The following is a 25497-nucleotide window of genomic DNA, read 5'->3' as shown; positions in this document are numbered from 1 at the left end:
CGAGGTCAGGAGTCAACACTGGTCAGCCTACCGCCGGAGTACTCGAGATAACAGCGCGGGCACAGCGATTCGTAGGTCACCGCATTGCCGTCGATGGCGACCTGATCACCGTCGAAGATGAAGGTCCCATCGACGAGGCGGCCGTTGAACATCGCCTTGCGACCGCAGCGGCAGATGGTCTTGAGTTCTTCGAGGGTGTGGGCGATCTCGAGCAGTCGGCCCGATCCGGGGAAGGCCTTGGTCCGGAAGTCCGTGCGAATTCCGTAGCACATCACCGGCACCGAGGCGTTGGTGGCGATGCGCATAAGCGAATCGACCTGTGTGGGGCTGAGGAACTGCGCCTCGTCGATGAGCAGGCAGGCCACGGGAGCCTTCGGAGTGTCGATGGATTCGAGGAGAGCGTCGTGGTCGACGTAGTCGGCGTGCTCGGCATAGATGGTCTCGACATCGGCCTCGGGTGGGATGAGGAAGTCGACCTCCCGGGTGACGCCGAGGCGGGAGACGATCTCCGAGGCGCCCTTCGTGTCGATGTCCGGTTTGGCCAGCAGCACCCGCTGTCCGCGCTCCTCGTAGTTGAAGGCGGCCTGGAGCAGCGCGGTCGACTTGCCGGAGTTCATCGCCCCGTAGCGGAAGTAGAGTTTGGCCACCGTGCTCCTCTTTCTGTTGTCCGTGCCGACTGCCCGTGGCGACTGTCCGTGCCGACACAGAAGACTACCGGTTCCGTCTGCCGGTTCCGCCCCCGCGTGTGAGCACTCTCATCACAGGCCGCCGTCTACCGAAATCACAGGAAAGGTAAGATGAAGCTGACAAACCCCAAGACGATGCGGAGTAGTCCATCACTATGGCTAAAATCATTTACACGCGCACGGATGAAGCGCCGCTTCTGGCGACGTACTCGCTCAAGCCGATCATCGAAGCCTTCGCCACCTCGGCGGGTGTCGAGGTCGAGACCCGAGACATCTCCCTCGCCGCGCGCGTGCTGGCGCAGTTCAACGATCGCCTCCCCGAGAACCAGCAGGTCGCCGACTCGCTGGCCGAACTGGGCGAGCTCGCTCAGACTCCGGACGCGAACATCATCAAGCTGCCCAACATCTCTGCCTCGGTGCCCCAGCTCAAGGCCACGATCGCCGAGCTGCAGTCGCAGGGCTACGATCTCCCCGACTACCCGGAGGAGCCTGCCACCGCCGAGGAGAAGGACGTTCGCTCCCGCTACGACAAGGTCAAGGGCTCGGCCGTCAACCCGGTCCTGCGTGAAGGCAACTCCGATCGTCGCGCACCCGAGGCCGTGAAGAACTTCGCCAAGGCCCACCCGCACTCCATGGGCGATTGGTCCGCTGATTCGAAGACCAATGTCGCGACGATGGCGGCAGGCGACTTCCGTGACAACGAGAAGTCAGTGATCCTCGAGGCCGATGACACCCTGCAGATCCGCCTGCGCACTGCCGCCGGAGAGACCACGGTACTCAAGGAGTCCCTGCCTGTGCTCGCCGGAGAGATCGTCGATGCCACGAAGATGGACGCCGCCGCCCTCGGCGAGTTCGTCACGGCTCAGATCGAACGCGCCAAGGCCGAAGGGGTTCTCTTCTCCGTCCACCTCAAGGCCACGATGATGAAGGTCTCCGACCCCATCCTCTTCGGCAAGGTCATCGAGGCCTTCTTCCCCGAGGTCTTCGCCGAATACGGTGAGGCCCTCGCCGAGGCGGGACTGACCTCCGACAACGGCCTGGCCGCCATCCTCGGCGGGCTCGACGAGCTCGCTGCCGACGTCGCCGCCGGAGTCAAGGCCGGAATCGAGAAGGGCCTGACCGACGGCCCGTCCCTGGCCATGGTCAACTCCGACAAGGGCATCACCAACCTCCACGTGCCCTCCGACGTCATCGTCGATGCCTCGATGCCGGCGATGATCCGCGTCGGCGGCAAGATGTGGAACAAGGACGACCAGACCCAGGACACGCTGGCTGTCATCCCCGATTCCTCCTATGCCGGGGTCTACCAGACCGTGATCGAGGACTGCCGCGCCAAGGGCGCCTTCGACCCGACGACGATGGGCACCGTTCCCAACGTCGGTCTGATGGCGCAGAAGGCCGAAGAGTACGGCAGCCACGACAAGACCTTCGAGATCGCCGAGGCGGGTGTCGTCGAGGTCGTCAACTCCGCCGGCGAGGTGCTGCTCAGCCACGAGGTCGCCGCCGGTGACATCTGGCGTGCCTGCCAGACCAAGGACATCCCGGTCCGCGACTGGGTCAAGCTCGCCGTCACACGGGCCCGCCTGTCGGAGACCCCGGCCGTGTTCTGGCTCGATGAGACCCGCGCCCACGATCGCAACATCCGGGCGAAGGTCGAACAGTACCTGGGCGATCATGACACCGAAGGCCTCGACATCCGGATCATGAACCCGGTGGAGGCCACCCAGTTCTCGATCGACCGGATCCGCGAAGGCAAGGACACCATCTCGGTGACCGGCAACGTGCTGCGTGACTACAACACCGACCTGTTCCCGATCCTCGAGCTCGGCACCTCGGCGAAGATGCTCTCCGTGGTTCCGCTCATCGCCGGTGGCGGACTATTCGAGACCGGTGCCGGCGGTTCGGCCCCGAAGCACGTGCAGCAGCTGGTCGAAGAGAACCACCTGCGTTGGGATTCCCTCGGCGAGTTCCTCGCCCTGGCCGAATCCTTCCGCCACGAGTTCAACGTCCACGGCAACGAGCGTGCCGGCGTGCTCGCCGACACCCTCGATGCGGCCACTGGCAAGTTCCTCGAAGAGAACAAGTCGCCTTCACGCAAAGTTGGCGAGATCGACAACCGCGGCAGCCACTTCTTCCTCACCCTCTACTGGGCGCAGGAGCTGGCGGCACAGACCTCCGACGAGGCACTGGCCGAGGCGATCGCACCGGTGGCGAAGGCACTCACGGAGAAGGCCGACACGATCACGGCCGAACTGCTCGAGATCCAGGGCAGCCCCGTCGACCTGGGCGGCTACTACTACCCCAACGATGCGAAGACCGAAGCGGCCATGCGCCCCTCGGCCACGCTCAACGAGATCATCGCCACCCTCAGCGAAAAGGTCTGATCGACTCGGTTCGATCCGTTCCGGGACCACCGACTCATGCGCCTCATCAGCGACTATGATGGGGCGCATGAGTACTCAAGACCCGCGTGGCGAATCCCAGACGCCCGAAGAGCTGTTGGCCGAGACCCAATCCGTATTGGGTGAGGACGCTCCGACGACCGGTGACACTCGCGAAGTCGAACCGCAGGGCGGAGGCGCCACACGAGGTGGCGAGGTGACGCAGGGCGGTCAGCAGCCGACCCCTGCCGGCCGGAAATCCGAGCTGCCCACAGCCAAGGGCGGGTCCGGAATGTCGGCGGGGATGTGGATCTCCCTCATCCTCGGCGCCGTCATCGTCGTACTGCTCCTGATCTTCATTCTGCAGAACAATGTTCCCGCCGACTTCCAGTACTTCGGCTGGCAGTTCCAGCTGCCGCTCGGAGTCGCCATGCTCTTCGCGGCCATCGGCGGCATCTTCATTGCCGGCATCATCGGCTCTGTGCGCATCTTCGTTCTCAGCCGCAAGCTCAAGAAGATCGACAAGGCGCTGGGCCGCTGATCGATGGCGTTCCACCCCAGTTTCACCGTTCTGCCCACTGAGCTCCCTGCCGCCCTCGTCCTCGCCGACACCGCCGCGGTTGCCGAATGGGCCCGCACCGATGACTCCGTGCTCACCGAGCAGGAGATCAACTATGCCGCCGAGTTCGACCCCGAGGTCGCGACGACCTGGTCGGCCGGACGAGTCGTGTTGCGGCACGTCCTCGGCTCCCACCTCGAGAAGGACCCCGCATCGATCGAGATCCGCCTCGACTCGGCCGGCAAGCCCCGGGTCGACGAATGCGAATTCTCCGTCACCCGCGCCCGGCGCCTGGTCCTCGTGGCGGTAGGTGAGGATCCGGTGGGAGTCGATCTGGAAGCCGTTCCCGAGCACGCCGTGGCCGCCGAGGCGATGCAGCTGCTGCACCCACAGGAGCGCGCCGAGCTCGAACAGCTTCCCGAGGAATCCCTGGCCGAAGAGTTCGTGCGCGTCTGGGCGCGCAAAGAAGCCTTCCTCAAAGCGCTGAGCACCGGACTGGCCCGCGACCCCGGGATGGACTACATCGGCACGGGCACTGCACCGCAGTCACCGCATCCGGACGTCGAGATCGACGACTTCGTGGCGGGCATTCCCGAGAGCTACCGCGCCGCAATCGCCTTCAACCGCTGACTCGAAGTCTGTGCAGCCCGTCGGATCGGTCGCAGACACGAGGCGTCAGCGAGAGGCTTTCGCCCTCGATCCACAGTTCCGTCGTCAACACCGTCTCGGGAGACGGTGTTGACGACGGAACTGTGGACTGAGAAGCCCGTGCAAGGGGAATGACCCTCAGAAGGTCACTGAGCGCGATCGTCTGCCTCGTCTCCGGCGAAGTCGGGGCCGTTGGCGCCGGTGGTGAAGACCACGGCGACGCCCAGGGAGCCGAGTCCCAGATAGCCGAACCACACGAAGGCCGCCGCCGGATTGTCCTCCAGTGCAAGGACCACCGCGACGATCGTCGACAACAGCCACAGGGAGTCGAAGAGCGCCAGGTATCTGGCGTGGCTCCTCTCACCCTTGCGCACTCCGTAGGAGATCTCCGTGGCCGCGCTGAGGAAGAGGAGCACCACGGCCGTGATGGACAACCACCTCGGCGCGAGGAGGAAGCTCTCCACTGCAGGCAGGAAGACGCAGATCGCGCCGGCGACGAGCAGCTTGAAGACGCCATCGGCGACGAACCCGAACTTCAACATGGAACCAGCCTACTCAACAGGGTCTGCAGCGTCTCAAGCGCCTGCCGGAGTACCTCGGCCTCGACGTTCGAATGCGCGATGACGATGCCGTGTCGGACATCGTTCGCGCCGGCCCATCCTTCGGCCAGGGAGGCCACGAGGATGCCGCGTTCCCTCAGCTGGGTCCGCAGCGTCTGCGCCTCCGCCTCGCCGGTTTCGATGACGAGTGTGCGTCCGTCGTGGACGAGTCCGGGGATCTCACCGATGCCGGAGACCACCGACTCGGCCGCGCGCAGCCTGCGGCGGCCCCGGGAGATGCGTCGTCGCAGTCCGCCGGAGCTGAGGTACGAGCCGATCGCCGTCTGCATCACCGGGGAGAACGCAGGACCGAGCGCCGTACGCAGCTCCATCAGTCGGATGCCGATGCTGCCGCGGGCGACGAGGTACCCGGTCGACACCGCCGAGGTGAGAAGGGTCGAGAACGTCCCGATGTGCACGACCTGCGCCGACGAGCTGCCGGATTCGGCGAGGTCGTAGAGCGTGGGCACGAGCGTGCGGGTCAGGCGGGCTTCGCTGTCATAGTCGTCCTCGATGACGATGACGTCGTTGCGTGCCGCCCATTCGAGCAGCCTGACCCGTTCGTCGACCGGCATCGGGGTCCCATGGGGGAACTGGTGGTTGGGAGTGACGACCACGGCACCCACACGAGGATCCGAGGAGGCGGTGGGATCGACCGCGGAGTCGAGGGGTACGAGATCGCGATCAGCCATCGCCTGTCGCAGGCCCGGGAAGCCGGGGTTCTCGACCGCGATCGCCCCGGTGATTCCCACCGTCAGCAGCAGCCGCAGACCGTCGCGTGAGCCGCTCGTGAGAATCACATCATCAGGGTCGACGGCCATCCCACGGCTCAGACGCAGATAGTCCGCGATCGCCCACCGGGCGCTCGGCTGCCCGAGCGGATCGATCGGCCCGGGATCGGTGTCGAGCGATTCACGCCAGGCACGTCGGAAGGCGGGCTCGCGGAGGGGGTCGTCACCGCCGAAGCCCGGCCGCAGGTCGACGTAGTTGCGCAGCCGCCGGCGCGGAGACTCCGACGTGGCCGGCCGGTGAACGCTGAGGTGCCCGGTGCCGGAGAGCTCAGGGTTGACCCGCGTGGCCGAGCGCTCGGCGCTGACGAGGAACCCTTCGACCCCGAGCTGGGTATAGGCGGTCTCGACCGACCCGCGAGAGATCCCGAGATGCGCCGACAGCCTCCGGCTCGAGGGCACCGGTTCGCCGGGGCGCAGCGTTCCGGAGGCGATGAGTCGGCGGATCTCCTGGGCGAGCTGATCGGGCAGGGGCGTGGAACTCTCCCGGCTCACCTCGACCGGCAGTGCGACACCGTCGGCGCGCGGCATCGGTGCGACCGCAGATCCGGGTGAGGTCGACTCACCTCGCCGAGGCGGCCGTCCGTTCCGCAGTGATGTGTCCATGCTCCGATCATACTGGCCCAAAATTCTGCGCGATCTCTGGCACTCTCACTGAGCCAAAGGTCGGTTTAGGCTGAACGAGAACGGCCGTTCACCCATCAGTTCAGGTCTGCCACCGACTCTCTTCGTCGACCGTCGGCGGCAGATGCGCATACCCGAAGTGAACGGAAATCACCGCAATGACCCAGACACAGACTCTGCTCAACACCGGCCTGGCCCAGATGCTCAAGGGCGGCGTCATCATGGATGTCGTCAACGCCGAGCAGGCCCGCATCGCCGAAGCCGCCGGCGCCTCGGCCGTCATGGCCCTCGAACGCGTGCCCGCCGACATCCGCGCCCAGGGCGGCGTCGCCCGGATGAGCGATCCAGAGCTCATCGAGTCGATCATCGAGACGGTCTCAATTCCGGTCATGGCCAAGGCCCGCATCGGACACTTCGTCGAGGCCCAGATCCTGCAGACCCTCGGTGTCGACTACATCGACGAATCTGAGGTCCTCTCCCCCGCCGACTTCGTCAATCACATCGACAAGTCCGTCTTCGAAGTGCCCTTCGTCTGCGGGGCGACCAACCTCGGCGAGGCCCTGCGCCGCATCACCGAAGGTGCGTCGATGATCCGCTCGAAGGGAGAGGCCGGGACCGGCGACGTCTCCGAGGCGATGCGCCACCTGCGGACCATCAACTCCGAGATCCGCGCCCTGAGTGCCAAGAGCGAGGATGAGCTCTACGTCGCCGCCAAGGAGATCGCCGCCCCGTACCCACTGGTCAAGCAGGTCGCGAGCCTCGGACGACTGCCCGTGGTCACCTTCGTCGCCGGCGGCATCGCCACCCCGGCCGATGCGGCGATGATGATGCAGCTCGGAGCCGACGGCGTCTTCGTCGGCTCGGGGATCTTCAAGTCCGGCAACCCCGAGGCCCGGGCGAAGGCCATCGTCGAGGCGACCACCCACTTCGATGATGCGGCAGCCGTGGCGAATGCCTCCCGCGGACTCGGTGACGCCATGGTCGGGATCAATGTCGCCGACGTTGCGGCACCCCACCGTCTGGCCGAACGCGGATGGTGAGAGTCGGCGTCCTCGCCCTCCAGGGAGCCTTCCGCGAACATCTCACGATGCTCACCTCCCTGGGGGCCGAGACCCGTCGGGTCACCCGCCCCGAGCATCTGCCCGGACTCGATGCGATCGTCCTGCCCGGCGGAGAATCCAGCGCCATGGTCCGCCTCGCCGCCGGCACCGGATTCTTCCCGGTCCTCGGACGCACGATCCGGGCGGGACTGCCGACATTCGGCACCTGTGCCGGTCTCATCCTGCTCGCCGATCGCCTCGGCGACGATTCGCTGGACGGGTACGACCGCCTCGGCGGGCTCGATGTCACGGTGGCGCGCAATGCCTACGGCAGGCAGCGGGAGTCGTTCTCGGCGCCTGTGGCGATCACCGGCCTGTCGGGAGACTTCACCGCCACTTTCATCCGGGCGCCGCGGATCCTCGACAGCGGCCCAGGAGTCGAGATCCTCGCGCGTCATGACGGGCATCCGGTCCTCGTGCGAGCGGCGAATGTGTGGGGTGCCAGCTTCCATCCCGAGCTGGGTGAGGACCTGCGAATCCACGCAGAATTCCTCCACCACCTCGGTGCGGCTGTGTAAAGATTGCCCTATGACTACTCAGCCACTGCAGACGCTCAAGGACGGCTACACCTTCGACACTCCGACAGTTCAGCTGGGAGTGGCCCTCGACGGCGAGGAGCTCTCACCGGACACCCCGATCTCGATCCCGCTGGGCATGTTCAACCGGCACGGCCTGGTCGCCGGTGCCACGGGAACGGGCAAGACCGTGACCCTGCAGGTGCTCGCCGAACAGCTCTCCCGCGCCGGTGTCCCGGTCTTCGCCTCCGATATCAAGGGCGACCTCTCGGGCATCGGTGCGGCCGGAACCGAATCCGAGAAGCTGCGCAAACGCCTCGACGCGGCCGGTCAGGAGTGGGAGCCGAAGGCCAACCCGACCGAGTTCTACACGCTCGGCGACTCCGGACTCGGCACTCCGCTGCGCGCGACGGTGACTTCCTTCGGTCCGATTCTGCTGGCCAAGGTCCTCGAGCTCAACGACACCCAGGAATCCGTGCTCTCGCTCGTCTTCCACTACGCGGACAAGGCCGGACTGGCCCTGCTCGATCTCAGCGATCTGCAGGCCGTGCTCTACTTCCTCACCTCTGCTGAGGGCAAGGCCGACCTCGAGAGCATCGGCGGGGCATCGAAGGCCACCGTGGGCGTCATCCTGCGCAACATCTCCGAGCTGAGCGCGCAGGGCGGAGACGTGTTCTTCGGCGAACCCGAGTTCGACACAGCCGATCTGCTGCGCACCGATGACAACGGTGCCGGCATCGTCTCCGTGCTCGAGCTGCAGAAGCTCAACCAGTCCCCTGCCCTCTTCTCCACCTTCCTCATGTGGCTGCTCGCGGACCTGTTCCAGGATCTGCCCGAGGTCGGCGATCCGGACAAGCCCTCCCTCGTCTTCTTCTTCGATGAGGCGCACCTGCTCTTCGCCGATGCCTCGAAGGCGTTCCTGCAGTCGGTGACGCAGACCGTGCGCCTCATCAGGTCCAAGGGCGTGGGCGTCTTCTTCGTCACCCAGACGCCGAAGGATGTGCCTGAGGACGTGCTCGCCCAGTTGGGTTCGCGGATCCAGCATCAGCTGCGGGCGCACACCCCCAATGATGCGAAGGCGCTCAAGGCGACCGTGCAGACCTTCCCGAAGTCCGATTACGACCTTGCCGAACTGCTGACGACCCTGGGTACCGGTGAGGCCGTGGTGACCGTGATGGACCCCGACGGTGTGCCCACTCCCGTGGCGCCGACGCGGATGCGGGCACCGGAATCGAAGATGGGTCCGATGGGTGAGGGCGAGGTCACCGCGGCGGTCAAGGCATCGGATCAGTACGAGAAGTACGGGACCGCGATCGACAACCAGTCGGCCCGGGAGATCCTCGCCAAACGCCTCGAATCCGGTTCCGAGGCTCATGCCGAGGAGCAGGCCGCGGGTCAGTCCTCGCCGGGGACGCCGGATCCTCAGGGTTCCTCGGACTCTGCGGACAAGGTGCCGTTCCCGGAGGAAACCGGGTCGACACCGGGTTCGAAGTCCCGGTCGAAGAAGGAGCCCGCGGAGGAGAACATGTTCTCCCAGGTGGTGAAGTCCTCCGCGTTCAAACAGTTCACCCGCACCGCCGCCAGGGAGATCGCCCGCGGCATCTTCGGCACTTCACGCCGTCGCCGCTAGGGTTCTCCGCCCGGTGCGGCAGCTCGGTCCGATCCTGAAGATCGGAATGCCGCATCAGGTCCGGAATGCTCAGTCCTCTGCCTCCGGGACGAGGACTCGCAGCCGTGTGGTCCCGGCGCTGATGCGCATGCCCAGACAGTCTCCGATGGGGTCCCCGTCGAGATGCGCCGGCTCCGGGGAGTCGAGTCCGATCGTGAGTTCACGGCCCGTCCGATAGTTCATGGTCGCCGGCGCACCCGGTCGACCCTGCAGGCAGGCGGCGGCGATGCGGGCCCAGTCGCCAAGGCGGTCCCCCGGTTCCTCGGCCAGTGGCCCGACGCTGAGGAACGAGAAGTCGTCCGCGTCGATCCGGGCCTGCGGAAACACCGGGATGGGACCGGCCGGGCGGGCAACCTTCGAGGCCATGATCGACCACCTCGGCGATGGTGCTCCGTTGGTATCGGGAACCCCGGCGGTGGGCGCATCGATTCGGGCGTCCATGCTCGGGGCGAAGACTGCCCGCACTCCTCCGAGGGCGTAGCCGAGCAGACCGGGGGCGCGTCCGTGCTCTGCCACGGCCCGAGCGTCTCCGCCGAGGCCTGCCAGGCAGATGAAGTGGCTGCGCTGCCAGTGTCCGTCGACGTCGAGGAATTCGACGTCATTGATCGGAACCCCGATCTCCCGCGTCGACCCGGGCTGGGCACACGCCGCGATGGCACGGCTGGCGCACGCCGTGATGGCGTGGCTGACGCACGCGTCGCTGGCATGGCGGGCGCACGCCGCGATGGCGTGCCGGTGGGATCGGATTCCCACATGTCGGCTGAGCACATTCGCCGTCCCGGTCGGAACCAGCATCACCGGTGTTTCGGCGGCCGCCAGCACCGGTGCGGCGGCGCGGATCGTTCCGTCCCCACCGAGGATGATCACGATATCCGCACCCCAGCCGATGAGCTCTCCCGCCTGCCAGGCGCCAGATCGCTGGGGTGTCGTCGAGGAGCTGCGATACCGGATCCGCTGTGCCCTGAGCCGCCGTACCAGGTCTGCGTAGGCTCGCGTGGTGCGCGCATGTTTGGGATTGACGATGATTCCGACGTTCACGAGGTCATCCGTGACCATTTTCCCGTCCTCCTTTCTCCACCCCACCGCTGTGGGCGCGCGATCAGCAGAAGGCAGGATGGGTCGCGGCGACCGCCTCGGCGGCCGCAATGTCCGGGTTCTCACCGTCGAAGGGTTCGATGACCACGCGCGGACCGGTCTTTCGCGGTGAGCGCTTCCACGTGCCTCGGGCTGTGGTGGCTTGGATGACCGTGTTCTTGAACATGCCGTTGCCGCCAGGGACCACGGCCTTCTCATGTGCGGGGGCGAGTGTGACGCTGCGGTCCTTGTAGCCGAGAATGATCTCGTCGAAACCGGGCAGCAACAGGGTGGCCTGAGCGTCTCTTTCCCATTCGGCCAGTCGTTCTTCGAGGTCGGGGGCGTGGAAGACATCGATCTCACCGACGCGGGCCTCCACGATCTCCCCGGATTCGACTCCAGCTGCCAGTGCCTTCTTGATTCCGGTCTTCGGCAGTCCCATCCAGCGGGCGGTGTCGTCGACGGTGACCGGGCCGTGGCTGAGGACAAAGCGCCTGGTCCATTCGTGCAGGGCGGCCTCGGCATCGAGGCGGGTCGGGGCGGGCACCCATTCGTCGGTGAGCACGTACTTCAGATCGTCTTTGCCCGTGATCGTCGGGGCTTGGACGATGATGCCCTGCAGCGCGAGTGTGGTGATGAGGTAGCGGTCGTGCCCGTATTCGTCACCGGCGTCGAGCGGCGCGAAGGCATCGAGGAGCTCCTGCCTGGTCAGAGGACCACGGTCACGGATCGCCTCGGCGGCCAGGCCTGCGGCGGTATCGAGCATGGCATCGGTGATGCCGAAGAATTCGCGACGTTTGGCCGTGGACTTGATCATTCGCTGTCCGGTCAGGCCGAGGATCCAGCCGACGTCCTTCGCGGTGGTGAGGTGGATGGTTCCCCGCTGGGTCCAGGTGCGCACGATCTCTCCGGAGTCCAAGGCGGCTCTTACCGCGTCCACACCCGTTCCCGAATCGTCCGGGGCGCCCTCACCCGTTTGGGAATCGGCGCGCAGGGCAACCGAGACGAGAGCTCCGCCGAAGGCTTGCGCCTGCACGCACCCGAGGTGTTCGACGACAGCAGCTGCCGGGCGGAGTGCGCTGCCGGTCGGGGACGTCGGTGCCGGGCCGATGAGCCCCTGGGAGATCAAACGCGCGGCGGAGACCTGACTTGTGTCCATGGCTCAACGATAGTCGAGAGGTCCGGGGATCACCCGAGGATGTCGATGAGACCGGGCACGGGAACCCGCGGCAATGCTCCGGTGGCAGTGAAGCGACCCCAGATGGTCCGCAGCTCGGGGCCAGCGATCGCTGCGGTCTCCCCGTAGTCGAGGAAACTCTTGTGCCACACCTGACCGGGGAACAGCAGCGGCAGGTCACCGGCGTGAGCGGCATCGAAGAAGCTGCCGTCGCCGCGGGAGACGATGAGCAGACGGGCACCTTGCCCGCCGGACATGCGGTGCCGATCGTAGAATTCCTTCGCCGCTCGGGTGTACACCGCCGAGGTCATCCCCGAGATCAGCGATTCGAGCATCGGGGAGGTCAGCTGTCGGTCGTGGAGGCGGCGGATGGCGGGGACGAAACCGGCGAAGAAGGCCATCTCACGTTCGGTGCGGGTCATCAGCACGTCGTATTTCCGAGCCGACTCGGCCCAGGCCGCCCCGGCCTTGGAGCGTGGAGGCAGGGGGTGGTCACCGTAGTGGACGCCGAAGCACATTCCCGCATGCAGACCACCGACGAGCGCGGCCTTGTGCACCTCTTCCTGGGTGGCGAGAACCTCGGCGAGGTTCGCCTCCGGGTTCATCTTCTGCGCGACTCTGGCCATCGCCCAATTCATTGGTTCGGTGCCTCCGGCCAGGCCCAAGGGGGCGGAGGCCATGATCACGCGGTGGAATAAGTGCTCGGTCGCCTCGGCGATCATCAGATGTGCGCAGGCGTCGGCGCCGGCACTCTGCCCGGCGATCGTGACGTTGTCCGGGTCACCCCCGAACGCAGCGATATTGCGCTGGACCCAGCGCAGGGCCGAGATCTGATCGAGCAGGCCGAGGTTCGAGTGCTCGGGCTTCCCCAGACCCAGATAGCCGAGGATCCCTAAGCGGTAGGTGACCGAGACGACGATGATGTTCTGTTCGGCGACGAGGGCGTGCGGGTTGTAGATCTCCGCGTCTCCGGCGCCTGCGACGTAGGCGCCGCCGTGGATCCAGACGAGAACCGGCAGCCGTGATGGCTCCGCGCCCGCACCGGCAGCGTCCCTCGGCGTGTGCACGTCCCGAGGCATCGTCACACTCACGCGCAGACAGTCTTCACTTATCGGCAGTCCGCCGAGCTGATCGAAGGTCATGCCCGCGTTCGGATCACGGCGCAGCTGCGGGCTGGCTGGTCCCGGTCCCGCACCGTCGATGCTGTCGACAGCTGGTTCGTCGACCGGTGGGGCGAAGCGCTTCGCGCGGGCATAGCGGATGCCCCGTGCCCGGACCACCTCGCCGGCTTCGTAGGCGCGGACGCGCCCGCACTGAGCATGGATCTCCCGTGTCGTGTTCACGTCGTCAGCTTACTTGCTGGTTGTCCGGTCTGTCGGTGTGCCTACTTGCTGGGCTGGACCGGGGGTTCGGCCGACCAGGGGAAGACGATCCACTGATCGGTGCGCTTCCACACGAAGTCGGGGTCGATGATCGACGCCGACTTCGCGTAGATGACGGCCGACTGGGCCTCGGCGCCGTGCTTGCGCAGCAGCTCGAGCACGAGGGCCAGGGTCCGTCCGGAGTCGGCGACGTCATCGACGACGAGCAGCTTCTTGCCCTTGATCGCGTCGATGTCGAGCATCGGGGCCAGCAGGATCGGGTCGGGCAGGGTCTCATGCACGTCGGTGTAGAACTCGACGTTGATCGCGTCGGAGAGCTTGAGGCCCAGCGCATAGGCCAGGGCACCGGCGGGAAGCAGTCCCCCACGGGCCACGGCGATGACGATCTCCGGATCGTAGTCGGAGTCCGCGATCGTCTGCGCCAAGTCTCTGGCCGAGGTGCCGAATGTGTCCCAGGTGAGGATCTCTTTGTCGTTGAGATCGCTCGAATCGGCGTGATATGCCTGGCCCATGAAGACTCCTAGTTGATTGCCGGTGGTGGCCGAGAGTCCAGGATACGTGTTCGCCGACTCACCGCAGAAACGATTCGAGGTCCTTCGCCTCTTGTGCCTGGTTGCCGCGCCGATCGGGAAGAGCCGTGTTCATCCAGTAGCGACCGGTGTGGGGATCGCGTGCGAGGTAGCCGTAGTCGACGAGTTCGCGGCGCAGTCGTGCGCAGTCGGGGTGGAATCGTCGCAGGTGGTCGTTGACCTCAGGTTCCGTGTAGACCCGATCCGGGTCGAAGGTCGTCAGGAGGTCGAGAAGGATGACGACGAGGGCCCGTCGCTTCGTCGGAATCGCGAGCAGGGTCGTCCCCGGCATGAAGGAAGATCGGGTCTTGCGTCTGAAGGCCTCGAGCGCGGTGTCGAGTTCGGGATCTTCGGGGTGCGCGGCACACTGATGTGCCGTGGCTTCGAGCAGATCCTGGGTGATCAGCGCCGATCGGGCTGAGGTGTAGTTCTCCCCGGTCGCGGACATCCGCGCACGCACGAGGGTTTTGAAGTCCTTGTTCTTGGTCATGGTGGTCTTCCTTCGACGACCAAGCTCCTCCCCAGCACGAAACCTGGTCAGGGGTCAGGAAAGCACCGTGCCGGTTTCGTCCGAGGATCTCCTCCCCTTCGCCATGCGATCGTGTGCTGGGGCCACGATCTGGGCTGGGCGTTGGATGCGCCGCTGGGGCAATTGTAGGCAGTTAGTGCTCAGGACTCCAAGGGCTCGAGGTACATCCACCGACCGGCGCGTCGAACGAACATGGAGTTCTCCTCGAGCACATGGTCGCCGAGGTGGTCCCTGTAGACGGCGCGGAAGTGCACCGTCCCCGTGGTGTCGTTCTCGCCTCCGTCCGTGGTGTCGAGGATCGTCAGACCCTGCCACGTGGTGTCGTCATCGACGCCGACATCCGAGGGGCGAGTCCGGGCGTGCCAGGTGCGGAACAGGTGGTCGTCGTTGCCGAGAGCGAACGCGGTGTAGCGGGATCGCATGAGCGCCTCGGCGGTGGTCGGCCAGATTTCGCCGTCGAGGGCCGGGCGGCAGCAGAGGTCGTAGGTGGTTCCCGGCGGGCGGCCGGAGCAGGGACAGATCATGGGCCGATGATATCTCCGGGGGTGCTCGCTGTCCGATTGCATGCGATTATGGGGGTATGAGCTCAGTATTCCTCTCCGGTGATCCTCAGTCCGATGCCATCCTCGCCGATGATCCGTTCGCACTGCTGATGGGCATGCTCCTCGATCAGCAGGTGCCGATGGAGGTCGCGTTCGCCGGCCCGGCGAAGTTGGCAGAGAGGTTGGGCAAGCTCGATGTCGAGGAGATCGCTGAGATGAATCCCGACGATTTCCTCGAGCAGTTCTCGATCAAGCCCGCCGTGCATCGCTTTCCCAAGTCGATGGCCGCACGGGTGCAGAAGCTCGCCGAGGCGATCGTCGACGACTATGACGGCGATACTGCGGCGATCTGGACGACGGGTGACCCGACCGGCCCCGAGGTGCTCAAACGACTGAAGAAGCTGCCTGGGTTCGGCGAGCAGAAGGCGAAGATCTTCCTGGCCCTGTTGGGCAAGCAGTTCGGCCTCAGTGCCGAGGGGTGGCGGGAGGCGGCCGGTGATTACGGCGCCGATGGCAGTCGCCGCTCGATCGCCGATGTCGTCGACGAGGGCACATTGCTGGAAGTCCGGGCGTTTAAGAAGGAGCAGAAGGCCGCAGCGAAGGCGGCGAAGGCCGCACAGCAGTAGGTTTTTCCACTTGCACGTCAGTTATCCACAGATTTGACTTCATCTGTTCTCAAAGTGCGCGTTCTCGAATAATGTAGGGACTCCGGGCGTCAGGGCTGTGTCGGCGCCGCAGTTGTTGACCACAGAGGCGTGGAATGAAGACTGGAGCCAAGCGACGAGTTCGACACCGTGCATCAGCCTGCGTTGCCATGGCACTTGCGGTCACGCTGCCGCTGGCACTGACTGCATGCGAGGATCACTCCCCCGTCGCGGCTCCGACTTCCACATTGCCGGCCCAGGATCCTGCTGACGATTCGTCCAGCGAAACTGACAAGCCGTCCATCCCGGAATACGACACCGAACTCGACCTCAACGATGAGGAGAAGGAGGCGGTCGAAGGGGCGCTGGTGGCGTTCGAGGGGTTCGTCAGTTCTATTGATAGCGCCTATTCTGGCGACTTCGACCAAATCGCAAAGTTCCCTGAATTCGCCAGGGGCGATGCGCTCGTTTCCATCCAAGAAGAAGCGGAATCCGTTAGGTCCGGAGCGACTGATTTTGAAGGTCACATCGAGCCGATTTCTGTTGATGTTTTCGACGTCTCGGCTCCCGGAAACTCTAAAGAATCTTCCAGTGTCATTCTTCATTTTTGCGTCGACACGTCTAATTGGTCGATGACTCCCGCGGGAAATTCCCCGACCAGCAATCCCGACGGCAAAGTAACTATGGAGCACCAGATACTCCTCGAAGACGAAACCTGGAAGGTAGACCAGCAAGACCTTTGGGAGCGGAAGTGCTAGCTGGCTTCTCACCGCTAAAGATTCTGTCGGCTGGGTCTGCCGTTGCCGCTCTTTTGCTTGCCCTGTCGATCTCGCCAGCTTACGCAGGCCCTGGGTGCAGCATAGGCGACACCAGCAAATGCGACGTTGTAAAGCCGCCCAAACCTCCAGGCCCCGGCCCAGGCGGAGGAGGCTCCGGAGGAGGCGGCTCCGGCGGCGGAGGAGGTTCAGGTGGTGGCGGCTCCGGCGGCGGTGGTTCCGGCGGTGGCGGCGGCGGCAGTGGCGAGTTACCCGACTGCCCGCTTGAAGAGACGGGCTACATCTGTTCGAGCCTCCCCGGTCCCGGCGGAGGCGGGGGCGGCGGTGGTGGCGGTGCTCCCGCTCGACCGGAGCCGCCGACCCGCATCCCGGAGTCGCAGTTCCAGACCTTCGACATCCCCGCACCAACTATCCACGCCTGGCCCAAGGACTGGGCCGTCATCGGCAAACCGGCCGCCTTCTGGACCGACTCCGACGTCGCCTATATCGACATGACCCTCCTGACCTACGCGGTGCAGGTCAAGGTCACTCCCGAGAAGTTCAACTGGGACTTCGGCGACGACACGGGCGGGTCCACCTCGGACAAGGGATCGAAACCACTCCCCGGCGAAGACCCTCAGATCGGACACGAATATCAGAAGACCGGCACAAAGACCGTCGTCATGACGGCCACGTTCACCGGAGAGTTCTCCGTCGACGGTGGCCCCTGGCTGCCCATCGACGGCTTTGCGCACGTCGCCAGCAACGAGATCGACATCGACGTCTACCGATTCCATCGCTACCTCGTCGATGAGGACTGCTATGCGAATCCAAGCGGCCCCGACTGCACATAGACCACAACAGTCTGAAGACAAGAGCGAAACACGGCTCCCCCGGCAGATGTCAGTCGCGCACGCGTGCCTTCGGCCGCTCGAAGAACAGCACAGCGACGAAGCCGATGAGAACGAGTGCCGCCGGCACCCACAGCGACTGCCCCATGGCGTGAGCGAACCCTGATGCGATCGAGTCCGGCAGACCACCGGACATGCCGCCCGCGGCACCCGCACCAGACTCAGCACCCGCCTCGGCGCCGGCGCCGGCGCCACCGGCCATCCCGCTCGACGAACCGATGTTCGCCTCCAACCGGGATTCCATCGCCACCGCGATGGCAGCACTGCCGAGCACGGCCCCGACCTGACGCACGGTGTTGTACACACCGGACCCGGCTCCCGCGTAATGCAGGGGCAGATTCCGCGTCGCCGTCGAACTGATCGGTGCCCACATGAAGCCGTTCGCCACGCCGAGCAGCAGCACCGGCGGAATCACCGCCCATAGGGAAGTGCCCGAGTCGAGGATCGCGCCCAGCCAGAACAATGCCGCCGAGAACGAACCCAGACCGATGCCGGCGAGCACTCGGGGACTGCCGTGGTCGACGAGCCTGCCCACGAACGGAGCGAGGGCTCCGGAGAGGATCGCCATCGGCGCCAACAGCAGCGCCGATTGGGTCGGCGTGTATCCGAGCACGGTCTGAGCCCAGAGCATGATCGGAAAGGCCATCGACGTCACCCCGAACCCGACCGTCGTCATGGCGATGGCCGCCAACGAGAAATTGCGGTCTTTGAACAGGGACAGGGGCACCAGCACCTCGGCGCGGGTGAATCTCTGCCACAGCACGAAGGCGATGAGGAAGACGATGCCGCCGCCGATGACGAAGGGCACGGTGATCGGCCCGATCAGGGCACCCCATTCGACCCCATGCGCCTGCTGAATGCCGTAGACGAGGAGGAACAGACCGCACGCCGAGAGCACGACGCCGAGCCAATCGAAGCTGTGCGGATGCGTTTCCAGTCGGGGCACGAGCCGCCAGGCCATGACCAGGGCGATGAGCCCGACGGGAACGTTGATGAAGAAGATCCACTCCCAGCCGAAACCATCGACGAGGAGGCCGCCGAGGATCGGACCGACCAAGGTGGCGATGCCGGCGACGGCACCCCACATGCCCATCGCCGCACCGCGACGATCCGGCGGGAAGATGCGGGTGATCACGGCCATGGTCTGCGGTGTCATCGCCGCGGCGCCGAGTCCCTGAACCACGCGTGCGACGATGAGCATCTCCACGCTGTCGGTCAGACCGCACCACAGGGAACTGACGGTGAACACGACGAGACCGACCATGTAGACGCGTTTGGGCCCGTACTTATCTCCCAGCCTGCCGGTGATGAGCAGGGGCACGACGTAGGCGAGCAGATACGCTGAGGTCACCCAGATGACGGCGTTGATATCGGCGTTGAGATCGCTCATGATGTCGCGGATCGCCACGGAGACGATCGTCGAATCGACGAGGATCATGAAGAAGCCGATGCACAGGGCCCACAGGGCCCGCCAGGGATTTGCCGGAGCAGCCGGTTGAGAAGTCACCGACTCATCATTGTCCCGATCACCACCCCGGTCAACCGCGTTTCCCGCCATGTGACCGATCACTCGGCGACGGCGGCGGACAGAACCTGGAACAATGACAGCATGGTCTGCCGAATCAACGAGCTCCTCATCGACTCTCACTGGCCGATCGTCATCATCGGTGCGGGTCAGGCCGGACTTTCGGCGGCGCATTATCTCTGGCGCGATGGTCTCAAACCCGGCAAGGACTTCATCGTCCTCGACGCTGGAGACGGACCCGGTGGGGCCTGGCGGGAACGCTGGGACTCGCTGACCCTGGGATCGACGAACCATGTCGCCGATCTGCCGGGATTCCCCCTGGGCAGACCCGACCCCTCCGTCCCCGCCTCGACGGTGGTCTCCGACTATTACCAGCGGTTCGAACGGGAACTCGAACTCTGCGTCGTCCGCCCCGCCGAGGTGGTCACCGTGACTTCCGAGGAGCGCGCTTCCGGTCGGCTCCGCATTACCGTCGATATCGACGGTGAACGTGTCCATCTCTCCAGCGACTACCTCATCAATGCCACCGGCACCTGGACACACCCGTACGTTCCATTCGTCCCCGGCATCGCCGAGTTCGAAGGACATCAGCTCCATACCGCGAACTTCCGCGATGTCGAGGACTTCCGCGGTCTGCGTACGCTCGTCGTCGGCGGCGGAATCTCCGCGACCCAGTTCCTGCTCGAACTCGCCGAGGTGACCGAGACGCTGTGGGCCACGCGCAGACCCCCGAACTTCACGTCGAGGGAATTCGACGGCAACTGGGGCCTCGAAGTCGAGCGTGCGGTCCGCTCCCGGACGCTGGCGGGCCTGGCCCCGGCCAGCGTCGTCCGCACCACCGGCCTGCCCATCAGGGAAGAGTTCCGCCGGGGCATCGATTCCGGAGTCCTCGTCTCCCGTGGCATGTTCGATCGGATCCTCCCCCACGGAGTCCGCTTCCCCGGCTGGTCGGGCACGCAAGCGGTCAGCTCGGAGGGTCTCGGTCCTTCAGCCAGCGACAGTCTCGCGGTCCCGGAATCGTGGGCACCGTTTACGGAGGAACGCGTCGAAGAGGTCGACGTCATCTTCTGGAATACGGGCTTCCGGGCTGCTCTCAACCATCTGGCGCCTCTGCACCTGCGCACTCCCGATGGCGGGATCTCCATGGATTCCGAGGTCGCGGTCAAGGACGATTCCCGCCTCTTCCTCGTCGGCTACGGCTCGGCCAGTTCGACCGTGGGAGCTACGCGGGCCGGTCGCATCGCGGCCCGGGAACTGCTCAAACGCATCCCCGGCGGATTGGGGCGCTCCCGCCGCCGGAGTCGGACCACCTCAGCGTCGGAACCAGCAGATACCAACTGAGCCGATCAGCGTCGATCAGCGCAGATCGGGAGCTTCGAGTTCCTGGGCATCGATTCTCACCGTGGGCAGCATCTGCGCGAACGCCTGGTCGGTTTCGGTGTCGCTGGCTTGGGCGAGCATGTCGACGGTGACCTTGTAGAGCCGGCCGTCCTTCGAGACCCCAGCCACCACCCCGTACATCACGGACTCCTCACCATCGACGGCCCGCAGGTCCGCAGCCGCGAGATCGCCGTGGAAGGTCCAGTACTGGCCTCCGGGCAGCGAACCGAACTTCTCGCCGAGGTTCGTCGATCCTGACTCGCTGAACATCTGTCGCTTCGCCGAATCGATGACCGCCTGCGGAGACTCATCGCTGTCCTCGTTGCAGTTGAGGGTGATGATAGCACCAGAGTCCTTGGAGAAGAGCTGATAGCCGTCGAATCCGGCTCCGTCGCTCCAACTGGAGTCCATTGCCAGCGACATCTCGATCGGGCATTCGGAGCCGAGGTCGGCGGTGACCGCCTCCATCCCCTCGGGCAGCGCTGCGGACGACGACTCCTCGGGCTGAGGATCCTGCTCACCGCTGCTGATCCCGATCCTCCCCGGTCCGGAATCGCCGTCTGCTGTGCTGATCTTCAGCGCCGAACACCCGGAGACGAGCAGACTGCAGGCAAGGGCACCGATGAGCAGAGGTCTCCGTCGCATTCATCCCACCTTCAGTGTGCCGATCTGACTGCTTCATCGTACCCAGCAAAGCCCGAACGCGGAGAACTCTGGCCGATTCGCGTCCCGGCGAATAGCCTGGGGACTATGACTGAACTCCCGCTCTTCGATGACAACGACGTCACCCGCCTCCTGTGCATCGTCGCCCATCCCGATGACATGGAATACGGCGCCTCAGCGGCGGTGGCGAAGTGGACCGCTCAGGGCAAAGAGGTCGCCTACCTGCTGCTGACCCGCGGCGAGGCCGGCATCCGCGATATGCATCCCGACGAGGTGGCCGCCCTGCGCGAAGGCGAACAGCGCGAAGCCTGCACCATCGTCGGGGTCGACGACCTCGAGATCCTCGACTTCCCCGATGGACTCCTCGAACCCGACCTGCAGCTGCGGCGGGCGATAGCGAAGAAGATCCGCCAGTTCCGCCCCGACGCGGTGATGGTCACCAATTGGGACCTCAAGACCCCGTGGGGACTCAACCATGTCGACCACAGGGCGGCAGGGATCGCCACGGTCGATGCGATCCGCGACGCGGACAATCCGTGGCACTTCCCCGAACTCAGCGACGAGGGCCTCGACCCCTGGAAGGCCGAGAAGCTCCTGGTCAACGGTGCCGAGGCCACGCACGCCGTCGAACTCGAGCGGGAGCATGTCGATCGGGCGGTGCACTCACTCGAAGCACACCGGGTCTATCTCGAAGCGCTGAGCGACCACCCTGCTCCGAACGAGATGATCCCGGGGATCGCCTCGGAAGCCGGAACACGGGCAGGCGTGGAGTGCGCGCTGCCCGTGCAGGTCTTCGAGATGTGAGACGCTGATGGCGGCCGGATACCGGCCGCCATCAGCAGTTTTACGCCAGGATCAGGCGCCGAGCGCCGCGACCGCGGAGTCGTAGTCGGGTTCGGTGCCGATCTCATCGACGAGCTGCGTGTAGACCACGGTGCCCTTCTCATCGAGGACGACGACCGAGCGGGCCAGCAGACCGGCCAGGGGTCCGTCGACCATGGTCACGCCGAATTCCTTGCCGAAGGCGCTGCGGAATCCGGAGGCTGCGGTGACGTTCTCGATGCCTTCGGCACCGCAGAACCGTCCCTGGGCGAACGGCAGATCGTTGGAGACGCAGAGGACGGTGGTGTTGTCCAGGCTTGCGGCGAGTTCGTTGAACTTGCGCACCGAGGCGGCGCACACACCGGTGTCGACGCTGGGGAAGATGTTGAGCACGACGCGCTTGCCCGCTGTGTCCTGGGAGTTGACCTCTCCGAGGTCGGTGCCGACGAGGCTGAAGGCAGGAGCCTGCTCACCCGTGCCCGGAAGCTCGCCGACGGTCTTGACCGGAGTTCCCTGAAATGCTGTGTTCGCCATTCTTCGCTTTCTCCTTCATCAGTTCTGACTGCTGTCACCGCCCACTCTACGTGAGTGGGCGGTGAGCGGAATCTGCTGTTCAGATGCGGCGACGACGGGCGAAGATGAGCAGTGCCGCACCGATGGCGATGGCGCCGACGGCCAGTCCGATCGCGGTCGCGATCTCGGCACCGGTGCGCGGCAGGTCTCCCCCACCGTCGGAATCGCCGGAACCGTCATCGCCGGTGCTGGAGCCGTCAGTGCCGGAGTCCGATCCGGCTCCTGCATCCTCGGATCCCGACGCCGAGGCGGTCCCGCCCTCCGCGTCGTCCGTGCCGTCGGCGTCTGCGCCGGCCTGCGCACCGTCCGCGTCCGCCTCGGCGCCGTTTCCATCGTCTGCGCTGTCGCTGCCGTCGGCGGTATCACTGCCGGCCGCGGAGTCGCCGCCGTCGGCATCGTCTCCAGCATCCGCGTCGTCTCCGGCATCATCATCACCGGGATCCTGGCTGCTGGTCACGACCCGCCAGTTCTCGTCGGAGAAGTCCTTCGGATCGACGACTTCCCGATCCTCCACCCAATCGATGAGGGCCTGCCGCACCTCGACCTGTTCGTTGTAGACCTCTTTGAGGTCACCGACGGGATAGTCGCCACCGCCGGACTGACGGTAGTTGTTGATCGCGAGGACGAATCTGTCATCGTCGCCGATGTCCTTGCCCTCGGCGTCGGTGAGATTCTCGATCCGCTCACCCACCGGCTTCGACACGTTGATGTCGTAGTCGACGCCGGCCAGGGCGTCATAGTTGTAGTCGGGAATCGGGGCACCGCTGGCCTCGTCGACCGCGTTCGTCCCGGTCTCGGGGTCGAACTCTGCGCCCTCCTCGGTCTGGTTGAAGTACCGGGCCGAGTACTCGAGGTAGTCGCGCAGCTGCGCTCCGTTGATCTCGACTCCCCCGAGGGTGTTGTCGAAGACGTAGAGTCCGGCGACGTCGCGGATGGTGATGTCTCCGGCCGGGAATTCGGCGGTGCGGCTGAATGGTGAGGCCTGTGAGATCACCGGCAGGTCCTCGTATTCGGTCCCGGCGAGAGCGGACTCCACCGTTTCGGTCTGCACATTGGAGATGAAGTCGAGGATCGCGGTGTCCTCGTAGTAGGACGTCTTCGCCGACAGGGTCTCCGTGACCGAGCCGATCTTCGTGTTCACATAGTCGATGGTCTTCTCGTGCTGGGCGGCGACGAGGTCCTTGATCTCAGGATCTTCGGCAACATCGCCCTGGGTCGCCAACGGAGTGGCTCCGGGTTCTGCGGTGCCCCAGTCGACCTGGCCGGTGTCCAGATTGATCGGCAGGTCGACCTCGGAGACCGAGCGAGCCCAGTAGTTGGGCTGGGTGATGAGCACCTTGGATCCGTCCTCGCGGGTGACGACCTCGCTCGGTTCGTTCTGGTGGGTGTGCCCGGCGACGAGGACGTCGACTCCGGGAACCTTGGCCACCGAGGTGCTCACGTTCTCTTGGAGCTTCTCCGGATCCCAGGTCTGGCCCTTCGGGTCCTTACCGGAGTGCGAGAGAACGACGACGACATCGGCTCCGGCCTTCTTCATCTCGGGGACGTACTTCTGTGCGGTCTCGACGGGGTCGTCGAAGTGGACTTTGCCCGAGAGGTTGTTCTTGTCCCAGATCCGGCTGCCGGGTGTCGTCACGCCGAGGACGCCGACGGTGATCTCCTGGCCGTCGACCTGCTTCTTGACCATGGTGTAGGGGTCGAGGTGCGGATCGTTGTCATCGTCGTCGATGACGTTGCCGCCGAGGACAGGGAAGTCGACCTGCTCCTTGTACTTCGCGAGGAGGTCGAGCCCGTAGTTGAACTCATGGTTCCCGACGACTTGCGCGTCGTAGTCGAGATGGTTGAACGTCTTCGCCAGAGGGTGGGTCTCACCGGTGTCGGTGATGCGTTCCTGTTTCGCATAGTAGTAAGCGAGCGGGTTGCCCTGAATCGTGTCTCCGTTGTCGACCAGGAGCACCGAGTCGGACCCCTTCTCCTCGCGGACTCCCTTGATCAGGGTGGAGGCCCGTGACATGCCCAGTTCCTCGCCGTCAGGGAACGGTTTGTTGGCGAAGTAGTCCCAGTTCAGCACGTGGCCGTGGACATCGGTGGTTGCCAGCAGTGTGAGCTCACCGGAGGCGGCGGCTTGCGCATCGCCGGTGGATGCTCCGTCCCCGAGTACGGCTGCCGAGGCAGCGGCGGGACCAGTGACGATGAGGGTCAGTGCCAGAGTGGACGAGGCAAGGGTGCGCAGACGCATGAGTCTCCAGGAGTTCAGACGAGATGACTGTGATTCAGGTCTCTTACTCTAGCCTGAATACCCTGAAGTCTGAGCGAATCGTGGGAGAAAACTTAACAAACACTGTTGTCAGCTCTCCTTGTCGAGATGGGCCTCCGTTTTGGCGGTCGAGAACTTCGCTTCGATGATGATGAGCGCGACAACGAGTGCCGCACCGATCACGGCAAGGAGAATCGGACCGCCGGTCGGGTCGTAGGGAGCAAGCAGTCCGCCGGCACCATGGGGCTCTCCGTCCGCACCAGTCTCGGCAGCGGACTGCCAGGGCCAGAGTGCCCTCAGGGACCCGAGCATGAGTCCGGCCATGACGACGAGGGTCCACCACCGGTGGTTGTGGAGGAGGTAGCGCAGGATGTTGACGAAGAGCGCGAGTCCGAGAATCGCCCCGAGCATGAAGACGCCGAGGTATCCGAGGTCGCGTTCATCCACGGCTCTCAGTGTCGTCGAGTACAGGCCGACGGCGAGGAGGAAGAACGATCCCGAAACGCCGGGCACGACGAGCGCGCAGATTGCGATCGAGGCGACGAAGAAGACGGCGATATAGGAGGGATCCTCCACATCGGAGCCTCCTGCCAATCCTGTCAGCCAGAAGGCCAGCCCGGCTGCGGCGATGAACGCGAGCAGACCCAACAGCAGCGGTTGACGGGACGTTCGGGTCGGCAGCATCCGCAGGGGCACAGCGATGCTGGCGGCGACGAGGCCGAAGAAGAGACCGCGGGCGAGTTCGGGGTTGGCGGTGACGAAGGATTCCATCAGTCCGGCGATCCCGAACACCGCCGTCACCATACCCAGCAGCACCGGGACGATGAGGAACCAATCGGTGCGGCGCAGTTCGGAGAGGGCTCCCCGCACACGGTTCGGGCCGGTGACCAGGATTCTGGCTGCCTTGACGACGTGGGCGGCGGAGTCGATGAGCTGATCGTAGACTCCGGTCACCAGGGCGATGGTGCCGCCGGAGACTCCCGGGACGAGTTCTGCACTGCCGATGAGGAAGCCGCGGATCAGGTCGAGGGGAATCCACGCCTTCGACCGTGGCGGGCTCGTGGTATGAGTATTCTCAGCAGCTGATTCTGAAGGGGAGTTCGCCGTCATGCCTCTACCCTATGG

At 65.3% G+C, this 25497-nt stretch carries 25 protein-coding genes; 11 read left to right on the top strand and 14 right to left on the bottom strand.

Annotated elements, in window-relative coordinates; translation table 11 throughout:
• Positions 1-5: 5 nt before the first annotated feature.
• Positions 6-647, bottom strand: a complete 642-nt coding sequence (locus CV023_RS01725) for a thymidine kinase (protein ID WP_230743743.1) — start codon at positions 645-647, stop codon at positions 6-8.
• 194 nt (positions 648-841) lie between these two features.
• On the opposite strand from CV023_RS01725, the gene CV023_RS01720 reads away from it, so the two are divergent.
• The 3 genes from CV023_RS01720 (at position 842) to CV023_RS01710 (ending at position 4256) form a co-directional block, all read left to right on the top strand.
• Positions 842-3070, top strand: coding sequence for an NADP-dependent isocitrate dehydrogenase (locus tag CV023_RS01720; RefSeq protein WP_230743742.1), 2229 nt, complete (start codon positions 842-844; stop codon positions 3068-3070).
• Between the two features lie 67 nt (positions 3071-3137).
• Complete coding sequence (locus CV023_RS01715; RefSeq protein WP_230743741.1) at positions 3138-3608, top strand: LapA family protein; 471 nt, start codon at positions 3138-3140, stop codon at positions 3606-3608.
• 3 nt (positions 3609-3611) lie between these two features.
• Positions 3612-4256: a 4'-phosphopantetheinyl transferase family protein gene (locus CV023_RS01710; RefSeq protein ID WP_230743740.1), complete on the top strand. Its 645-nt coding sequence runs from the start codon at positions 3612-3614 to the stop codon at positions 4254-4256.
• A 164-nt stretch (positions 4257-4420) separates the two neighbouring features.
• Here the strand turns inward: CV023_RS01710 and CV023_RS01705 are convergent, their stop codons facing one another.
• Both CV023_RS01705 and pdxR read right to left on the bottom strand, forming a co-directional pair.
• Positions 4421-4816: a hypothetical protein gene (locus tag CV023_RS01705; protein WP_230743739.1), complete on the bottom strand. Its 396-nt coding sequence runs from the start codon at positions 4814-4816 to the stop codon at positions 4421-4423.
• Positions 4810-6267, bottom strand: a complete 1458-nt coding sequence (gene pdxR / locus CV023_RS01700; RefSeq protein ID WP_230743738.1) for a MocR-like pyridoxine biosynthesis transcription factor PdxR — start codon at positions 6265-6267, stop codon at positions 4810-4812. The genes CV023_RS01705 and pdxR overlap by 7 nt, the downstream gene beginning before the upstream one ends.
• A gap of 176 nt (positions 6268-6443) precedes the next feature.
• Between pdxR and pdxS the strand changes: the two genes are divergently transcribed.
• Genes pdxS through CV023_RS01685 form a run of 3 tightly spaced genes read left to right on the top strand, consistent with a single transcriptional unit; the run spans position 6444 to position 9530 of the window.
• Complete coding sequence (pdxS, locus tag CV023_RS01695) at positions 6444-7325, top strand: pyridoxal 5'-phosphate synthase lyase subunit PdxS (protein WP_230743737.1); 882 nt, start codon at positions 6444-6446, stop codon at positions 7323-7325.
• Positions 7319-7903, top strand: coding sequence for a pyridoxal 5'-phosphate synthase glutaminase subunit PdxT (gene pdxT, locus CV023_RS01690; protein ID WP_230743736.1), 585 nt, complete (start codon positions 7319-7321; stop codon positions 7901-7903). The genes pdxS and pdxT overlap by 7 nt, the downstream gene beginning before the upstream one ends.
• Before the next feature lie 10 nt (positions 7904-7913).
• Positions 7914-9530, top strand: coding sequence for a helicase HerA-like domain-containing protein (locus CV023_RS01685; RefSeq protein WP_230743735.1), 1617 nt, complete (start codon positions 7914-7916; stop codon positions 9528-9530).
• Between the two features lie 69 nt (positions 9531-9599).
• Here CV023_RS01685 and CV023_RS01680 read toward each other — a convergent pair whose 3' ends face one another.
• The 6 genes from CV023_RS01680 to CV023_RS01655 form a co-directional block, all read right to left on the bottom strand.
• Entirely contained in the window at positions 9600-10625 is a 1026-nt protein-coding gene (locus CV023_RS01680; protein WP_230743734.1) for a diacylglycerol/lipid kinase family protein, read from the bottom strand.
• Positions 10626-10668: 43 nt separating this feature from the next.
• Positions 10669-11802, bottom strand: coding sequence for a winged helix DNA-binding domain-containing protein (locus CV023_RS01675; protein ID WP_230743733.1), 1134 nt, complete (start codon positions 11800-11802; stop codon positions 10669-10671).
• A gap of 29 nt (positions 11803-11831) precedes the next feature.
• Positions 11832-13163, bottom strand: coding sequence for a carboxylesterase family protein (locus tag CV023_RS01670; RefSeq protein ID WP_230743732.1), 1332 nt, complete (start codon positions 13161-13163; stop codon positions 11832-11834).
• A 41-nt stretch (positions 13164-13204) separates the two neighbouring features.
• Positions 13205-13714, bottom strand: coding sequence for a phosphoribosyltransferase (locus tag CV023_RS01665; RefSeq protein ID WP_135447217.1), 510 nt, complete (start codon positions 13712-13714; stop codon positions 13205-13207).
• A 58-nt stretch (positions 13715-13772) separates the two neighbouring features.
• Positions 13773-14261: a DUF2087 domain-containing protein gene (locus CV023_RS01660; RefSeq protein ID WP_230743731.1), complete on the bottom strand. Its 489-nt coding sequence runs from the start codon at positions 14259-14261 to the stop codon at positions 13773-13775.
• 179 nt (positions 14262-14440) lie between these two features.
• Positions 14441-14824 carry a YchJ family protein gene (locus tag CV023_RS01655; RefSeq protein ID WP_230743730.1) on the bottom strand — a complete coding sequence of 128 codons (384 nt, stop codon included), beginning with the start codon at positions 14822-14824 and terminating at the stop codon, positions 14441-14443.
• Positions 14825-14880: 56 nt separating this feature from the next.
• Here CV023_RS01655 and CV023_RS01650 point away from each other — a divergent pair, with 56 nt between their 5' ends.
• From CV023_RS01650 to CV023_RS01640, 3 genes are all read left to right on the top strand, one after another.
• The gene (locus tag CV023_RS01650) at positions 14881-15468 is read left to right on the top strand and encodes an HhH-GPD-type base excision DNA repair protein (protein WP_230743729.1); all 588 of its coding nucleotides are present in this window, start codon (positions 14881-14883) and stop codon (positions 15466-15468) included.
• A 188-nt stretch (positions 15469-15656) separates the two neighbouring features.
• On the top strand, positions 15657-16244 hold the full coding sequence (locus tag CV023_RS01645) for a hypothetical protein (protein WP_230743728.1): 588 nt from the start codon (positions 15657-15659) through the stop codon (positions 16242-16244).
• A gap of 509 nt (positions 16245-16753) precedes the next feature.
• Entirely contained in the window at positions 16754-17095 is a 342-nt protein-coding gene (locus CV023_RS01640) for a hypothetical protein (protein ID WP_230744406.1), read from the top strand.
• Positions 17096-17144: 49 nt separating this feature from the next.
• On the opposite strand, the gene CV023_RS01635 is transcribed toward CV023_RS01640, so the two are convergent.
• Positions 17145-18659, bottom strand: coding sequence for a DHA2 family efflux MFS transporter permease subunit (locus tag CV023_RS01635; protein WP_442859907.1), 1515 nt, complete (start codon positions 18657-18659; stop codon positions 17145-17147).
• A gap of 102 nt (positions 18660-18761) precedes the next feature.
• Here CV023_RS01635 and CV023_RS01630 point away from each other — a divergent pair, with 102 nt between their 5' ends.
• Positions 18762-20018, top strand: coding sequence for an NAD(P)-binding domain-containing protein (locus CV023_RS01630; protein WP_230743727.1), 1257 nt, complete (start codon positions 18762-18764; stop codon positions 20016-20018).
• Between the two features lie 15 nt (positions 20019-20033).
• On the opposite strand, the gene CV023_RS01625 is transcribed toward CV023_RS01630, so the two are convergent.
• Positions 20034-20702 (bottom strand): hypothetical protein, encoded by a 669-nt coding sequence (locus tag CV023_RS01625; RefSeq protein WP_230743726.1) that lies wholly within the window; start codon positions 20700-20702, stop codon positions 20034-20036.
• A 105-nt stretch (positions 20703-20807) separates the two neighbouring features.
• Between CV023_RS01625 and CV023_RS01620 the strand changes: the two genes are divergently transcribed.
• On the top strand, positions 20808-21524 hold the full coding sequence (locus CV023_RS01620; protein WP_230743725.1) for a PIG-L deacetylase family protein: 717 nt from the start codon (positions 20808-20810) through the stop codon (positions 21522-21524).
• A gap of 51 nt (positions 21525-21575) precedes the next feature.
• Here the strand turns inward: CV023_RS01620 and tpx are convergent, their stop codons facing one another.
• The 3 genes from tpx to CV023_RS01605 form a co-directional block, all read right to left on the bottom strand.
• Positions 21576-22076: a thiol peroxidase gene (tpx, locus tag CV023_RS01615; protein WP_230743724.1), complete on the bottom strand. Its 501-nt coding sequence runs from the start codon at positions 22074-22076 to the stop codon at positions 21576-21578.
• A gap of 79 nt (positions 22077-22155) precedes the next feature.
• Positions 22156-24354 (bottom strand): bifunctional metallophosphatase/5'-nucleotidase, encoded by a 2199-nt coding sequence (locus tag CV023_RS01610; protein WP_230743723.1) that lies wholly within the window; start codon positions 24352-24354, stop codon positions 22156-22158.
• A 108-nt stretch (positions 24355-24462) separates the two neighbouring features.
• Positions 24463-25482: a DUF368 domain-containing protein gene (locus CV023_RS01605; RefSeq protein ID WP_230743722.1), complete on the bottom strand. Its 1020-nt coding sequence runs from the start codon at positions 25480-25482 to the stop codon at positions 24463-24465.
• Between the last annotated feature and the right edge of the window lie 15 nt (positions 25483-25497).

The sequence above is a fragment of the Brevibacterium sp. CCUG 69071 genome, assembly GCF_021023135.1.
GTDB lineage: Bacteria > Actinomycetota > Actinomycetes > Actinomycetales > Brevibacteriaceae > Brevibacterium.
This window is presented reverse-complemented; position numbering and strand designations above follow the sequence as displayed.